This is a genomic window from Tumebacillus flagellatus (genome assembly GCF_000714935.1).
Taxonomy (GTDB): Bacteria; Bacillota; Bacilli; order Tumebacillales; family Tumebacillaceae; genus Tumebacillus; species Tumebacillus flagellatus.
In genome coordinates this window covers 30,488-46,306 of record NZ_JMIR01000009.1, presented here as the reverse complement: position 1 = coordinate 46,306, position 15,819 = coordinate 30,488, and the positions used below count along the sequence as shown (strand labels likewise).

General features: G+C 58.3%; 11 protein-coding genes. 4 read left to right on the top strand and 7 right to left on the bottom strand.

Translation table 11 applies throughout. The features are described 5' to 3' along the window. Positions 1–2: 2 nt before the first annotated feature. Both EL26_RS08035 and EL26_RS08030 read right to left on the bottom strand, forming a co-directional pair. A complete protein-coding gene (locus tag EL26_RS08035) occupies positions 3–899 on the bottom strand; it encodes a YIEGIA family protein (RefSeq protein ID WP_038086518.1) in 897 nt (298 codons plus the stop codon). Continuing rightward, positions 892–1,542: a hypothetical protein gene (locus EL26_RS08030; protein ID WP_038086514.1), complete on the bottom strand. Its 651-nt coding sequence runs from the start codon at positions 1,540–1,542 to the stop codon at positions 892–894. Before EL26_RS08030 ends, EL26_RS08035 begins: the two co-directional genes overlap by 8 nt. A gap of 278 nt (positions 1,543–1,820) precedes the next feature. Here EL26_RS08030 and EL26_RS08025 point away from each other — a divergent pair, with 278 nt between their 5' ends. The 3 genes from EL26_RS08025 to EL26_RS08015 are packed head-to-tail and all read left to right on the top strand — an operon-like array spanning position 1,821 to position 4,936. Beyond that, positions 1,821–3,182: a coproporphyrinogen-III oxidase family protein gene (locus EL26_RS08025; protein WP_038086511.1), complete on the top strand. Its 1,362-nt coding sequence runs from the start codon at positions 1,821–1,823 to the stop codon at positions 3,180–3,182. A 59-nt stretch (positions 3,183–3,241) separates the two neighbouring features. Continuing rightward, on the top strand, positions 3,242–4,495 hold the full coding sequence (locus EL26_RS08020; RefSeq protein ID WP_038086509.1) for an MFS transporter: 1,254 nt from the start codon (positions 3,242–3,244) through the stop codon (positions 4,493–4,495). Positions 4,496–4,501: 6 nt separating this feature from the next. Beyond that, positions 4,502–4,936, top strand: coding sequence for a DUF4760 domain-containing protein (locus EL26_RS08015; protein ID WP_238546079.1), 435 nt, complete (start codon positions 4,502–4,504; stop codon positions 4,934–4,936). 514 nt (positions 4,937–5,450) lie between these two features. Here the strand turns inward: EL26_RS08015 and EL26_RS08010 are convergent. Continuing rightward, on the bottom strand, positions 5,451–6,584 hold the full coding sequence (locus tag EL26_RS08010; RefSeq protein WP_038086506.1) for a phosphotransferase enzyme family protein: 1,134 nt from the start codon (positions 6,582–6,584) through the stop codon (positions 5,451–5,453). Positions 6,585–6,619: 35 nt separating this feature from the next. On the opposite strand from EL26_RS08010, the gene EL26_RS08005 reads away from it, so the two are divergent. Then, positions 6,620–7,276: an HAD family hydrolase gene (locus tag EL26_RS08005; protein ID WP_161780680.1), complete on the top strand. Its 657-nt coding sequence runs from the start codon at positions 6,620–6,622 to the stop codon at positions 7,274–7,276. Positions 7,277–7,314: 38 nt separating this feature from the next. Here EL26_RS08005 and EL26_RS08000 read toward each other — a convergent pair whose 3' ends face one another. Genes EL26_RS08000 through EL26_RS07985 form a run of 4 tightly spaced genes read right to left on the bottom strand, consistent with a single transcriptional unit; the run spans position 7,315 to position 15,802 of the window. Next, complete coding sequence (locus EL26_RS08000; protein ID WP_038086501.1) at positions 7,315–8,433, bottom strand: HD-GYP domain-containing protein; 1,119 nt, start codon at positions 8,431–8,433, stop codon at positions 7,315–7,317. A gap of 4 nt (positions 8,434–8,437) precedes the next feature. Further along, positions 8,438–8,779, bottom strand: a complete 342-nt coding sequence (locus EL26_RS23580) for a DUF3307 domain-containing protein (RefSeq protein WP_052036131.1) — start codon at positions 8,777–8,779, stop codon at positions 8,438–8,440. Between the two features lie 8 nt (positions 8,780–8,787). Beyond that, positions 8,788–10,464 (bottom strand): hypothetical protein, encoded by a 1,677-nt coding sequence (locus EL26_RS07990; RefSeq protein ID WP_152559205.1) that lies wholly within the window; start codon positions 10,462–10,464, stop codon positions 8,788–8,790. A 7-nt stretch (positions 10,465–10,471) separates the two neighbouring features. Continuing rightward, positions 10,472–15,802, bottom strand: a complete 5,331-nt coding sequence (locus EL26_RS07985; protein WP_038086496.1) for an AAA family ATPase — start codon at positions 15,800–15,802, stop codon at positions 10,472–10,474. Between the last annotated feature and the right edge of the window lie 17 nt (positions 15,803–15,819).

Genomic DNA, 15,819 nt, shown 5'->3' with positions numbered 1-15,819 from the left:
CCTTACAAGTGGTGATCGGGCTTCACCTTGCCCGTCAGTTTGAGCGGACGGCGGTACGCGTTCTCAAGCACCGGCGCGCGGCGGACGATCGCTTTGGCTTTTTCCACATCGCGGTCGAGCGGCAGCAGGAAGATCGCCAGCCGGCCGGAATCGAGGTCGCGCTTGGAGAGCGGCACGAGCGACGGTTCGCCGCTGTCCCGGTAGACGCCGAGAATCGTGGCGACGTCGTGCAAAATCGCTTGGCGCTGCCCGAGGTTTGAGAACGTCACGGTGGCGTTGGCATTTTTCGGCTCCAAGATCAAACCGACGCCGTGCTTGAGAATTTTTTGCTGCGTGTCTTTGAGACCGGTGTTGTAGATCAAAATGTCGTCGACAAACAGGTTCGGCCCTTCAAAGCGCACCTGCCCTTCGCGCACGTTGCCGATAAACGCGATCGTGCGCCCCGCCATGTACTTGACGGCGATGACGATGCAGACGATGCCGACCAGCCCCCCGCCGTACCAATGCCAAAAGTGCGTGGCGATCCCGGTAAAAAACGCAGTGGCGATCACGAGGTAATTGCGCCCTTCAAACGCCATCGCGATGCCTTCAATGTACGTCAAACCGCGCGGCACCAACTCCAGTTCGTCCACGTTGGTCAGCATCTGCCGCTCCATGTTGCGCACGTCGCGAAACTGTTGGGCGGCGAGCGTCAAGAAAGTGACGGCGGTGTAGTTTTTATCGAGCAGCGTGGCGACAAGCACCGAGCCAAGCCCAGATGCGATCACGCCCAAGGCCAGGTGAATGATCTTGCCGTGCGGATACGTCGGATACTGGCGATAATCGGTGCGCAACAGCCACATCCGGCAGATGATCCCCATCACCGAGCCGACGAAGATGATTCGCGTAAACTCAGACACTCTCCGGGCCCTCCTCTCGTCGTTTGAAAATCAGGCGGATGAAGCGGGTGAGCAGCCGGACGGCCGCGTTGTACGGATAGTGCGTCAACAGCACGCCCATCGCGGCAAACGCCATCCAGTCCTGCATCTCCCGCCCGCCAAACAGATACGTGTGCACATCGACGCGCGCGTGCAGCCACGGGTCGATCACCGTCCCGAGCGCCAACCCCATCACCGCCATCGAAACGGCGAAAAACGGACGCCGCACGGAGACGACCGAAACCAACGCCGCCGCGACCGGATACAGCGCCGGCCCTTCCAGCGGAAAAAACGCCGGGTCGAGCGGCACCAACGTCATCAGCACGACGGTGACGGACGAGATCGTCAAACAGCCGATCCACCACGACACGCGGGCTCCCGCGTTTGGACCGGCCCGCATGGCGAGCGCCGTCAGACAGAGCGGCAACAGCAAACCGGCGGCGTCGAGATGCACGTCCTGCGGCAACGTGATCGAAAACCCGTCCGCCAATACATACAGCAAAAGCCCGACGGCAGCGGTGCGCGGCGAGATGTTGGCGTCGCGCAACACCCGCTCTCCCCATCCGCTCAGGACGAGGATGATCAGCACGAGCGTGATGATGTTCGCTTGTACGCCCGGATTCATAGGCAAACCCTCCTCAAGAAAAAACAGACAATGCCTGAGTTCAGTTTTGCCGCTTGGTTTGGGAGCTATACCAAATTCTCTTCAGGACTCCGAAAAATTCAAAACATGTTTATTTGATTTCAGCGTATCGTTAAGAGTAGATGGGATGAAATACTCGCTAACAAATCAAAGGGGTGATAGAGGTAAACCAATACATCTCATTAAATTTATACTATTTATAATTGACAAACATAAAAAGAGGATGATATTTTCATCCTGACAAGGGGCGAACTTCTCAGATGGCAAATCACGAGACCTCGTACAAAAAACTTCCGACGATGTGGAACTACCTCTATCCGTTCCAAGGGGACGGCTCGCTGGAGAACGCCGAGCCGCGGGCTTCTCAGTTCCTCTCCACGAAGTCCAACCCGAACGGCAAGAAGGCCTTGTACGTGCACATCCCGTTCTGCGACACGATCTGCACGTTCTGCCCGTTCATCCGCTCGACCAACTACCAAGACAAACTCCAGCCCTACGTGGACGCGCTGGCGAAGGAATTGGCGATGGTCGGCAACACCGAGTACATCAAAGGCTTTGAACTCTCCTCGATCTACTTCGGCGGCGGCACCCCGTCGGTGCTGACTCCGGCGCAAATCGAACAGCTCGGCCGCGCCATCCACGCGAACTTCACGCTCGCCTCCGACTGCGAATGGTCGTTCGAAGTGGAAGCGAAATCGGCGACCGAAGACAAGTTGCAGGCGATGCACGCCGTCGGCGTCAACCGCATCTCGTTTGGCGTGCAGACGTTTGATCCGGAATACCGCAGAATCTTCAACTTGACGGCGAGTTACGATGAGATCCTGCGCACCCGCGATCTCGGCGAGAAGTACTTCAAAGCGCACAACATGGACCTGCTCTATCAACTGCCGGGCCAAACGCTCGAACGCTTGGAGCAAGACCTCTACCAAGCGAAGCAGCTGGCGACGACCTCTGTCGACGCTTATCCGCTGGAGTACCTCGTCACGTCCAAGGGCTTCTTGAACATGATGAAAAACGGCAAGATCGAGATGCCGCCGAACGCCGACGACAAACTGGCGCTCCAACAGTTTGCCGTGAACTACCTGCGCGACAACGGCTACGACCAAACGTACGTCTACACGTTCACCCGCAAGGATGCGCGCTACAACCGCTTCATGTTCGGCGAGACGATCTACGGCCGTTATGAGGATGAATACATCGGCTGCGGCCTCTCCGCTTCCTCCTCGCTCTCCGGCCTGTCGCACAACAACGAAGTCGAACTCGACAAGTACATCGCCGCCGTCGAGGCCGGCCGTCTGCCGATCCGTACCGCGTTTGAATACCATGCCAAGGAGCGCGCGCTGATCTTCTTCCCGAAAGTCATGCGCATTTCGCAGGACTACTTGAACACGCTCGGCCTCGCCCCGGATTACTTCGAGAAGCTGAACCGTTTCGAGCAACAGGGCCTGATCGCGCGCGACGGCAACGATCTGGTCATGACGGAGGAAGGCAAGAAGTTCTACTTGAACATGATGATCGACTTGATTCCGGACGACCAACTCGTGTACTACAACCGCTATGTGGAGCGCACGCAGCAAGATCGTCAGTGGTTTGAATCGAACGACCTGATCTCGCTCTCCTAAGCTTCATAAACTTGCGACCGCCAGCGACCCTGGCGGTCTCTTTGAATGGAGGCTCGCCCATGAAGTCTTCACTGTTTGCCAATCGCAACTTCACGCTTCTCTACCTCGGACAACTGGTGTCACTGTTTGGCGACTGGTTCAAAACGATCGCGTTGATCGGCGTGACGTACAATCTCTACCCGCACGCCAGCGCCGTCGGCGGCATGTTTATCGCCAGCGTCCTCCCCGTGCTGTTCGGCGGGATCATCCTCGGGCCGTTCGTCGACCGCTGGAACAAGAAAAAAATCATGATCACCGCCGACGTCCTGCGCTTCGTGTTCTCCGCCGGGGTGATCCTCGGCGCGTGGATGCAAAACATCTGGCTCGTCTACCTGTTCATCTCGCTCTCGGCGCTGGTGTCCGCGATGTTCGCCCCCGCCCGCGCCGTGATGATGCCGGAGTTGGTCGGCAAGGAGAAGATCGTGCAAGCCACCTCGTCATTCGCGCTGCTGAACTCCGTCGCGATGGCGGTCGCCACGGCGCTCGGAGGGTTTGTCGCCGACTGGATCGGGCCGTACTCCGTGCTCTGGTACGACGCCGTCTCCTACCTGTTCTCCGCCGTCTGCATCTTGTTCATCCGCTACTCGACGGCGAATCCGACCGAAGTCAAAGCCCGCGTGCCCTACCTGCAACAAGTCAAGGAAGGCATCGTCTATGTCAAAAACCGCCCGCAGCTGGTCGCCGTCTACAATCTCCAGTTCTGGCGCGACTTCTGCTTGGGCTATGTGTACATCCTCTTCTCGCTGTACATCTTGAACGAGCTGCAAGCGGGCAACACCGGCATCGGGATCGGCTATTCGATCACGGCGATCGCCTACATCATCGGGGCGTTTTTTATCAAGCGCTATTTCAAAAAACAACCGTTTGACGACTCGGCTTTTTTCAAAATCTACTTCCCGTTCAACATCCTGTACGGCATCGGGCTTGGCGTGACGTTCTCGATCCACAACTGGCCGCTGTTCTTGGCGTTGCTGCTCTTGACGAACATCTTCCAGTCCGGCGTGAACATCGTCACCGAAACGTCGCTGCTGACGTTCTCCGACACCTCGATTCGCGGCCGCGTCTACGCGTCGTGGATGTCGATGTCGCGCCTCGCCTACGGAATTTCCCTGCCGCTGTTCTCGGCGATCAGCGACCTGCTCCCGATCTCGCAAGGGGGCAAACTGCTGACGGTGATCCTCGCCGTCTCGACGCTCGCTTTGATCTTCTACCTGAAATCCCGCCTCTCCCGGCTGCAAGCCGAAACCTCAGCTGACATCTCGATTGGAGGATGACCTCACGTGGCTGTTGACCGCCCGATGTTGCAAGACGCCGACCTGCTGTTGAAGCTGTACCAAGAGTTTGAATCGGACGCGATGTACGCGTCCCGCCAATGGTTGCTGCATGAAATGAAAGCGGCAAGCATCGAGGAGTTTCGCGAGCTCTACCCGGAGACGTCGCCGGAGAACCGGCACTTCTACCGGGTCTACCGCTTCTTCGAGATGACCGGCACCCTGTTCAAAAACGGACTGGTGCATCCCGATCTGCTGTTTGACGTCTGGTACATCAACCAGTTCTACCTCGCCTGCTACCCGATCATCCAAAGCATCCGGGCGCACGGCGACAAACACGTCGCCGAGAACTTCGAATACCTCGCGATGGCGGAACTCGATTGGATCGAAAAAACGAAAGGTCCGGACATCGTGCCGGACCTTCCCTACCGCCGCCGCAACTAAAAAAGCAACAAAAAAGAGGCCGGGGAATCTCCCACGGCCTCGCGTTATGTTCATAGGTTTTTTGCAGGGGACTTATTCAGCCACCGGCACCACCGGGAGCCAAAGCGGCTCAACTGCGATCCAAAGCGGTTCAACGGAGATCCATTTGCTCACTGAATTCACCCCCTAAGAGTTGTGCGCCTTCCGTTCACTTGTCTCAGACGGTATCGGCGTCAATCGGAATCCACAGCGGTTCAACGGCGATCCACAGCGGCTCAACAGAGATCCATTTGCTCATCGGGGCACCCCCTCTCGTCGTTCATGTTTCAATATTTATTTACAGAGTGTTTGCTTTATTACTCCGCCACAAACAAATCCAAAACTTTTTTTTCAAATCAAAAAGCCCTGAGCGGTGGACGCCCAGGGCTGGATACGGGGAAATCTATGGTCATCTTCCCGGGTTAAATACGGGAAGCGATGAAACGAGAGTGGCGGAAATCCAATCTGTCGAAAAATGACGACAGGGATGAATATATCAAAAGCTCGTTTCTCCGTCAAGGGTTTTTCGCTGACAACGGGCCCAGATGTGCAGAAGTCGTTCTGTAACCGTTTTCCCGTGGACTTCCCACCAGTCGGACGGCGGTGTGATGAATTTGTCCCAGCGTTCGTCGTACAAGTCCGGGGTTTCGTAACGCTGCTGAATCGGCCAGTGGCGGGTGAGCGCGTAGTAGCGGCGCAAGGGGACGTAGAGCGCGAGTTCCGCTTCGGTGAGGTCGTTCGTGTATCGTGCATATCCTTCAAAAAACGCATACGCGCCCTCTTCGAGTCCGCGCGGCCCGCTGGAGAACATCAAGGAGAGCGACCGCATGAATTCCAGGCCCCGCGGCATGCAGCGCAAGTTGTCAAAGTCGAACACGGCGGCAACTTCCTGTTCCGGGGTGAAGAGCAGGTTGACTTCGTGGTAGTCGCCGTGCACCCATTGGGCGGGCAGTTTTTCCGAGACGGCGGAGAGGTCTTCGAGTTGCTTCATGGCTTGGAGTTTATAGCGCAGGACGGCGCAGGCGGTTTCGTCCACGGCGCTGCGGCGGCGCACCTGCTCCGCTCTGTGCAGCAGGCTCTCCGTGTCGCGCAGAGCGTCTTGGAGCGGCTTCATGGCAAACGGCTTCGCGTTCGGCATGGCGGACATCTGCTCGTGCAGACGGGCGAGCAGGACGCCGCTGTTGTACGCGGCTTTCTCGGAGATGCTCCCGCGCAGTTGGTGTTCACCCGATACGAAACGGCTCAGGACGAGAAAGCCCGTCCCGGCGGATGGACTCCCTTCCGTCTCGTGCGATGGACTCCTCACCGCTTCGACCCCCGTTGCATTCCCCTCTCCCGCTCGGTTTCGCATCGTTTGCGAAACGGGAAGCTCGGCTTCAATCGGCGTAATCCACTCTCCTGCTTTGTTCCGCAGGATTTCCGGTACAGGAAGTCCTGCCTCTCTCAATTGGAATTGCACGTCGCAGGTGTGTGCGATATGCTCGGGGGTGTAGCTCGCCGTTGCATATTGCTTGAGTACATACGCTTGTCCCTCGGCGTGGACGAGGAAGTTGCGGTTGACCGCTCCGAGCGGGAGACGCGAGATGTCCGCGTTAAGCAGTCCGTAGTGCTTGGCAAGCAGGTTTTTCATAACATCAAACTCCTGTGTGTGAGGTGAACGTTGTGGTGCAAGCTGTTTTGTTTGATCTGGACGAGACGCTGCTCGACCGCAGTCGGTCGGTGCGGTTGTTTTTGCAAGACCAGCACGCCCGCTGGCCGGGGGCGTGGGCACATGTGCCCGTGGAGACGCTCCAAGCCCGTTTCTGGGAATTGGACGCGTTTGGATACGTCCATAAGTCTATCGTATACCGCCAATTATTGGAAGAGTTCGACGTGCGCGAGTTGTCCGCCGAATCGCTGATCGACGAGTACTACAGCCGTTGCAACCGGTTCGCGCAAGGATTTCCGGGTCTGGTCGAAACGCTGGCCACGTTGCGGGAACGAGGGCTCAAGCTCGGCATCGTCACGAACGGTCTGACGGAGATGCAATCGCTGGGGATCTCCGTGCTCGGGTTGACCGACCTCGTGGACGCGGTGCTGATCTCCGAAGCAGAGGGTCTCCGCAAGCCCGACCCGGCGCTGTTTCACCTTGCCGCCGAGCGGTTGGGCGTGCCGGCGAATCGGTGCCTCTTCGTCGGCGATCACCCCCGCAACGACATCGACGGCGCGCGGCAAGCCGGAATGAAGACCGTGTGGTTCCCGAACTCGGTGGCGTGGATCGAAGAGCTTAAGCCTGCCGATCACGAAATTCAATCGCTGCCCGAACTCCTGCACCTGTTGTAAAAAAAGCCAGTCTCACGGGATTCGCGAGACTGGCTTTTTTATAGTTCAAGCGGTACGCCTTCGTCTTGGTAGGTTTCCTTGATCTCCACAAATTTGTCGAGGTTCTCGAAGAATATATCAACCAGGTCCGGGTCGAAGTGCTGACCGCGCTCTTCGCGGAACAGTTCCAGAATGCGGTCGAGCTCCCACGCCTTTTTATACACGCGTTCGCTGCCGAGGGCGTCAAACACGTCGGCGACGGCGGTGATGCGGCCGTAGAGATGGATTTCGCCCTCTTTGAGACCGTACGGGTAGCCGGTGCCGTTCCATCGCTCATGGTGCTGCAGCGCGATCGTCGCCGCCGCTTTCAAGATGCGGCGCTTGGAGTTTTTCATCAGGTTGTAGCCGATGGTCGTATGCTGCTTCATATGCTCGAATTCTTCCGGAGTCAGCCTCCCCGGTTTTTTCAAAATCGAGTCGGGGATCGCGACTTTGCCGATGTCGTGCATCGGCGAGGCGGTCTTGATCAGATCGGCTTCCTCTTCACTCAAGCCGTACCCCAGCGCGAGGATCTTGGAATACTCCGCGACGCGCTTGACGTGGTAGCCCGTCTCTTTGGAGCGGGTCTCTCCCACCTCGCCCATCACGAAGATAATCTCACGCTGTGTTTCTTCGATTTCGTTGGCGAGCATCGCCGCTTCCAGCGACTTGCCGGAGTAGTACGCCGCGAGCGTCAAAAACTCGATGTCGCGCGGCTCGAACACCGCCTCCGGCGTGGTTTTGTTGATCGCTTGAAAAGCGCCCATGATCTCGCCCTCACTGTCGCGAATCGGGATGACGAGAATCGATTTGGTGCGGTATCCGGTGGCTTTGTCCACTTCTTGGTTGAAGCGGGCGTCGCGGTAGGCGTCCTCGATGATCACCGACTGCCCGGTCAAGATCGTGTGCCCGACGAGACCGGAATTCGCCGGGATGCGCATCTCGCTGACGTTGTGCGCCACGCGCGTGCGCAGTTCGTTCGATTCGCGGTCGAGCAGCCACAGCGTGCAGCGGTCCGCTTGAATCATCTCTCGTCCCATGTCGGCCATGAGCAAGAGGATGTTGTCTAACTTGCGCTCGTTGGCAATGCGTGCGGTATAGCCGAAGATGACCTTCAGCATGTCTTCTGGGCGTAACATTCTCTCACCCCGTGAACGGTACGAATTTGTCGATCAAATAGAGGAACAGCAAGTGCAGCGTGTTGTCATACATGATGTACACCCACGGTTGCGGCTTGCCGATGTTGATGAAATTGACGATGATCTTGATGAGCGGCGAGCGATCCAAGATGTAGTGGGACAAGTAGACCAACAGCGCATGCCGCCAATCCCACCAGCCCGTGAACAAAAGGACGCTGAGCGTCCACAACACACAGTGCACGTTGCACGCCAACTCGCCTCGCCATGATTTTTTTTTCTTGTTCAGCGCCATCCAGTCGTTCTGCAGAAGGTAGTCACCCACGAGATGGCCGATCAGCCAATCCATGAAATCACCTACTCACTTTTTAGATACTTCTCCTGAATTTCGTGCAACGTCTGGATTGCCGGATCAACGAATTCCCGCTTCCAATCGTCCAGTGAGGAATCGGGTTGGAGCCCTGTCGTCTCCAGAATCCTCCGCGCTTCGCGGTCGGCCGGCGTCGGCAGCCACCAGGTATAGACCGGGTTCGTGCCGTCGTGGAGCAAGATGTCAAAGTAGGTCTTGATCAGGCCGACGGTTGTCTCGTCATGAGGGTCCAACGTGTCCTCGGGTGCCGGAGGAGCGGGCGGGGCCGGGTAACAATCCGGGTATTTAAACGGCCCGTGATTCAGGAACACCCCGATCATGCCGACCGGCGGCATCTGGTTGCCAAAGCTTAAGAATTCGTACGGCAAGTCGCTGGAAAAGTGCAAGCGGATGATCACGCCGTTGACGAACAGATTCTCATCATGCTCTTCTTGCGCGTGCAAGCCCATCTCCCGCGCCAAGTGATCCCAGTAGACGATCGAGGTGTTGTGCGACCACCAAAACAGCGTGCTCATCTCTTTGAGATGACTGTGCAACTCCGTCTCTTCTTCCAGCGCGTCCTCCAGGTTCGGCAAGATGTGCGTCGATTTCAGCACGCCGTGTTTTTCTTGCCACGACTTGCCGTGGCGCAAGTAGTCCATCAAGCGCTGGATGCGAAAGTGCGGCGCCGGTTCGTCGTTGTCGACACACTGGCGCGCCAGCAAGATGTCGTGCAAGAATCCGGCGTTGACGTACTCCCAATAGTTCGTCTTCCCCGCACGAAAGCGCTCGTCGCACACCCGCCCGCTGTCGTACTCCCACTGGGCGAACATTTCGACATCCATGCCGAAGTAGAGGTCGCGTTTTTTGATGCTCCACGGGTCGTACCATTTGCCGGTGCGCTCCACGCCGTCGAAGATCGTGGAGAGGTAGGGAGACGCCAACTGATACCACTGGCGAATCAACGCCGGACGCTCCGAGGGCAAGATGTTGATCACGTGCCCCGGCGGCGGCGTCTCATGAGTTTCGGCTTGGTCGTAGTAGATCGTCACGAACTGCCGTGTGATGCGGGATTCCTCGGCGGCTTGCAGCTCTTTCCAGAGCCCCGCCTCTCCTCCGGCGCTCGCTCCGAGAATCACGACCGGCTGGGCGGCGGTGCCCAGCAGATTCAGCGTGCCGCCGCTCAACACGCGCAGGGCGCTCTGGCTGCGGACGTTTATGATCGTACCCGCTTCGATGTCCAGCACCGCGCCCGGCGCGATCACCAGATCGCTGCCTCCGATGCGGTACGGGCCGTCGAAGGCGCAGAGCTTGTTGTCGCCGGTCAGGATGCCGCCGATCGATTTGTAGCGGTCGACATGCAGCGCGAACTCGCGGTTCGGGTCACACCCCTCCTCCGCCCGCACGCGCAGGTAGATCTCGCCGTCCACGCCCGCTTCATAGGACGCAAACCGCACGCACCCGAACAGCGGCACGGTGCCGTAGATGCAGTTCCCCGCCTCGTCGTACACTTCAAGGTCGTACGCGACGCCGCGCGGAATTTCGCTCAGTTCGATTTCCACCGCTTCGCCCGCACGGAGGAAGTATTTGTACCAATAGGACTCGCCCTCCGTCGCCAGCGCGGCGCGAAACTTCGTCCCGTTGATCAAGGAGATCGCGCGATCTCGTACCGTTGCCTCTATCACCTTGAACTCACCCCTGAGTCGGTTCTGTTTCTGTTTGATTGATCAGCCGCTCGCAACGCTGGATGTACGCGGCGGCCGTCTTATCGTGGAGATTTTGACGCAAGCAGTCCGCAAACAATTCTTGCGCCGCTTGGTACTCTCCCTGCTGAAAGCTCTCATACGCCTGTTCAAAAACCGCCTTCGTCGCCAACTTGGCGTCACGGATCTCCGGCAGGTCGGCATCAAACACTTCATACACCGAAACCGGCTCGCTTTTCCCCTTGACCCGCACCCGGTCGAGGATGCGGATGCAATAGCGATCCGGGTCGACCAGCCGCACGTACGTGTGCTCGCTGATCAAGATCGGAACGCTGTAGATCTTCGTCAAATCCTCCATGCGCGAGGCGAGGTTGACGGCGTCGGAGATGACGGTGGAATCCATTCGATGGTGTCCGCCGAGCGTCCCGAGCATCATCCGGCCGGAGTTCAAGCCGATCCCGATCTCGATGGGCGCAAGGCCCAAGGCTGCCCGCTCTCCGTTAAAAATCTCAAGTTGGCGCAGCATCTCAATCGCCGCCCGCAGCGCGTCGTCGGCACCCTTGTCAAACAACGCCATGATCGAGTCGCCGATAAACTTGTCGATAAACCCGCGGTTCTCGATGATCGGCGCTTCCATGTGGCGCAGGTAGTCGTTGAGGAATTCGAAATTCTCTTCCGGCGTCATCTTCTCCGACATCGTGGTGAACGAGCGGATGTCGGCAAACATGATCGACATGTTGGTTTGAACGTGGTCGCCCAACTGCACGTCGAGGATGGAGTTTTTTTCAAGGAAGCGCAAGAACTGGTGCGGCACGAATTTGCCGTACGCGAGGTTGAGTTGCACTTGGTGGTGGTAGAGTTCGGCGTTTTGCAGCGAGACGGCAATCTGCGAAGAGAGCAGTTCCATCAGCGCGAGACGCCCTTCGGTAAACGCGTGCGTGGTCAAGTTGTTCTCCAAGTAGAGCAGGCCGACGCGCTTGCCTTGGTTGAGGATCGGCATGCAGAAAATCGACGCCGGACGGTGTTCCAGGATGTACGGGTCCTTCGCGAACATCTCTTCGCGGGTCGCGTCATGCAGCACGACCGGCTCCCGCATCCGCCGCACGTATTGCACGACCGTGGCGGCGAGGTCCGGGCATTGCTGAATCGGCAACTCCTGCAAGACGGTCACCTGCTCACGGCCCGGCTCCTTCAGCGCTTGCAGCAACAATTCGCCGTCGCGCTCGATCAGCAAGCAGGCTTTTTGGGCGCCGGCGTTTTCGGCGACGATCTGGATCATGTTCTCCAAGAGGTTGCCGAGCACGATCTCGCCGGAGATCGCCCGCGACGCTTTGAGCACCGTTTGCAAGTCGATCTGCTGCGCGCTGTGCCCGCCGGTCGTGGAGACGGAACGAGCGGTCGCCGCGATTTCCAATCGGCTGTCCGCTTCGTGCTTGGCGACGGTCAGCCATTCCGGGTACGCGCGGTCGAGCAGGCGGACTTTTTCCGCCGCGCCCCACTTCTGGTAGGTGTAGCGTGCTTCCAGCAAGTACGTTTTGGCGATGCGTTCCTTGCCGAGTTTCAAGTAGAACTTCGCGGCCAACTCGTTGGCGATGGCGGCAATCGGCAGGAAGCCTTGCTTGGCGGCATGCTGCACCGCTTCTTCGTACGCGTCCATCGCGTGGGGCAGATTGCCGACCAGACGCGAGATTTCCGCTTCGAGCAGTTTGGCTTTGCCGTAGTTGTTCTCCGGAGCCGTCTTCGCCCACTTGCGCAGTTTTTTCAGATGGTTTTTCAAGAGGCGGCGGAATCCGCGTCGCTCTGAAGGAGAAGCTTCTTCATACAACTCGGTCAGCGTCAACGAGTAAAAAAGGGAATGATCCGGCAATTGCACTTGCCCAAGCGACCCTGCGATCACGCCCTCAAACGCTTCGGCCGCTTCCACCGCCTCTCGGTAGTTGCCGAGCAAGTAGGCGGCGCGAAGTTGGTAATGCAGAGTGAAGCCGAGTTGGAAGAGGTCTCCCTTCTCCCGGCAATAGCGGATGTGTTCGGCGTAGTCGAACCCGTCATCCCCCTCCCCTTTCATGCGGGCGAGGAACGAGCGGATGACGCGGAAGTTGTTGTTCGTCATCTCGACTTTGGCGCGGAGGATGATGTCTTCGTACTTGTGAACAGCCTCGTGCATCTCGTCAAACGGCGTGCCCGCGATCATCAAGAAGTGCAGCAAACTCGTGCAGTTGTAGACGGCGTAGACTTTGTCGCCGGACTCGATGGAGCATTGGAACCCGGCACGCAGGGACTCCATCCCTTCCCGCAGCGGACGCGTCCAGTGCGAGATGAACGTGGCGAACCCGAAGTACGCCTGCCCTTTTAACAGGTCGTACTCGATCCGTTCGTGGATTTGCACGGCCAACCGCCCGAACTCATAGCCTTTTTCGTAATCGCCGAACAGCGAGCCGAGCATCATCCCGTACCCGCCGTACGAGAGCCCGGAGCCGATCGAGTTGCCGTTCTTCAGCGTGAACTCCAAGTTGGTGACGTTGAGAAACGCGAAGTACTGTTGGTCGACAAAGTACGTGGCGGTGATGTGGTTGATCAAGAGCCGCATGATCGAGTTGTGGTGCGGATCGACGGCGACCGGCATGTTCATCAGATCGGCGGTCGTGCGCCCGCGCAGCAACCACTTCGACTTCAGCAGCGCCGCCAAGATCCGCACGCGTCCCGCACGCTCCGGCAATTTCATGCCGAGCAGCTGCAGGCCGTCCGCGCAGATGCGCGTGGCGTCTTCATAGCGCTCTTGGTTGATGTAGAGCATCGCTTTGATGTTGTAGACGTTGGCTTTCTCCAATTTCGTGCGGACGTTCGCCAAGATATAGTCAAACAACGTCTCCGCCGTCTCGAAATTGCCGCAGAGGTACTCCACTTCGGAAAGCTCCACGTAGAGCTCTTGCGAAAGCGCGTAGTCGGTCTTCCACGGATGCTCCGGAAGCAAGTCGACGCCGTGCCGCAGGTATTTCAGCGCGGGCTCGTACGCGGTCGAAGCTTTGGCGCGCCGTCCGGCGAGCAAGTTCAGCCGCATCAGCATCAACTTCTCTTCCCGTGTGTTCAACAGTTGAGACCCGACGTTCAAGTGATTCGTCATCTCAAACAGGCTCTCTTCCATCTCGTCGTTGCCTTTTTGACGGAGCATGATCCGGCCGATGCGCAAGTGCACGTCCGGCAGATTCGCTTCCGGGATCAGCGAGTACGCGATTTGCTGGACGCGGTCGTGCAAAAACTTAAACGACACGCGGGCAACGCCTGCGGGCGGCATATCCGTTTCGTCTTGCCACATGCTGAACAACAGCTTGTACGCGGTGCCGACCGGGACGACAAAGCCTTCCTCCAGCGCGTTCCACAAGCTTTGCGATGCGTCCTTCGGGTGCCAGCCGACCACTTCGAGCAGCGTGTGCAATTCAAACGTGCTGCCGATGCAAGCCGCCGCGCTCAAGAGTTCTTGCGTGTGCTTCGGCAGTTGCCGAATCTTCTCCAGCATGAACTCGACGACGTTGTCGGTGATGCCCATGTCACGGATGGCGTCGAGATTCCATGTCCAGCCGCCCGCTGCGGAATCGAACTGGACTTTTTTTTGCGTGTAGAGGCTTTGCAGGAATTGCTTGACGAAAAACGGGTTGCCGTTGGTTTTCCGGTACACCAATTCCGCGAGCGGCGTACTTTCTTCGAGTTCGCATTGGAACGTGTCGGCGACCAACCGGCGAACGTTCTCTTCGTCGAGCTGCTGCAGCCGGACGAACGAGATCGTGTTGCGCTGGCGGCGGCGCAGCTCTTCGACCATCGCCATCAGCCGGTCGGCCGCCGTCACTTCGTTGTCGCGGTAGGCGCCGATCAACAGCAGATGCGACGTCGCCGGGTCTTCCAAGAACAGCTCAAACAGGGTCAACGTCGCCGAATCCGCCCACTGCAAATCGTCCAGGAACAGCACCAACGGGTGCTCCTGTCCCGTAAACACGGTGATAAACTTCTCCATCGTGTATTGGAAGCGGTTCTGCGTCTCCGTCGGCGGCAAGATCGGAGCGGGCGGCTGTTTGCCGATGATCAACTCCAACTCCGGCATGACTTCCACCATGACGGAGCCGTTCGACCCAAGCGCCCCCAAGATCCGCTCCCGCCACTCCCGCACGCTCTCTTCGCTTTCCGTCAGCAACTGGTGGACCAGTTGGCGCAACGCTTGAATCAGCGCGTGGTACGGGATGTGCCGCTTGAACTGGTCAAACTTGCCCGTGAGGAAAAACCCATTCTCCCGCGCCACCATCCGATGAATTTCATGGACAAAAAACGATTTGCCGATCCCCGAAGGCCCGGTGACGAGCAACAGTTCCCGCGTGCCTTGCGTGACGCGGTTGAACACCGTGAACAGCGTCTGCAACGAGTCCCCGCGCCCGTAGAGCTTCTCGGGAATCTGGAAGATCTCCGATTTGTCGCGCTCCCCGATCGGAAATTCCACGAGAGTTCCCGTCTCTTCCAGTTGGCGCAGACACTCTTCGAAGTCGCGCTTCAGCCCGTACGCGCTCTGGTAGCGGTCTTCCGCGTTCTTGGCGAGGCAGCGCATGACGATGTCGGAGAGAGCTTTCGGAACCGACGGGTCGACGAGATGCGGGGCAGTGGCGTTTTTGGCGATGTGGCAATGGACGAGCTCCAGCGGGTCGGTCGCCGAAAACGGCACGTGGCCCGTCAGCAGTTCGTAAAACGTCACGCCCAACGAATAGATGTCCGTCCGGTAATCGATCATCCGGTTCATCCGACCGGTTTGCTCCGGCGACATGTACAGCAGCGTCCCTTCCAGTTGATCGGGGTTGATCAACTCTTGGCGCTCCGTGGACAAGCGGGACGCGATGCCGAAGTCGGTGATCTGGACGACGCCGGTGTGCAAGTTGGCGATCAAGTTGTGCGGTTTGAGGTCTTTGTGAATGATGCGCTGTTGGTGCAGACGTCCCAGCGCTTCCGTGACGCGGATCGCCACTTTGAGAAACGTCAGGTGATCGATCGTTTGATAGGTGAGCAGGCGATGCAGCGAGTCGCCTCCGACATCTTCCAGCACGAGCACGAAGCCGTTGCCGTACGGCTCCAACCCCAACGGCCGCACGATGCCCTCGCTTTCCACCTCGCGGGTGATCTCATACTCCCGCTTCAAGCGGACGATCTCGTCGTTCGGGGGATACTCCGCTTTGAGCGCTTTGAGGATGACGCGCTTTTGCGTCACGGGATGCAGACCGCGGTACACGACGGTGTGCTTCCCCTCCGACAAGGGTTCCAACACTTCATAGTTGCCGATCCGAAACAAAAATGCCTCACCTCGCA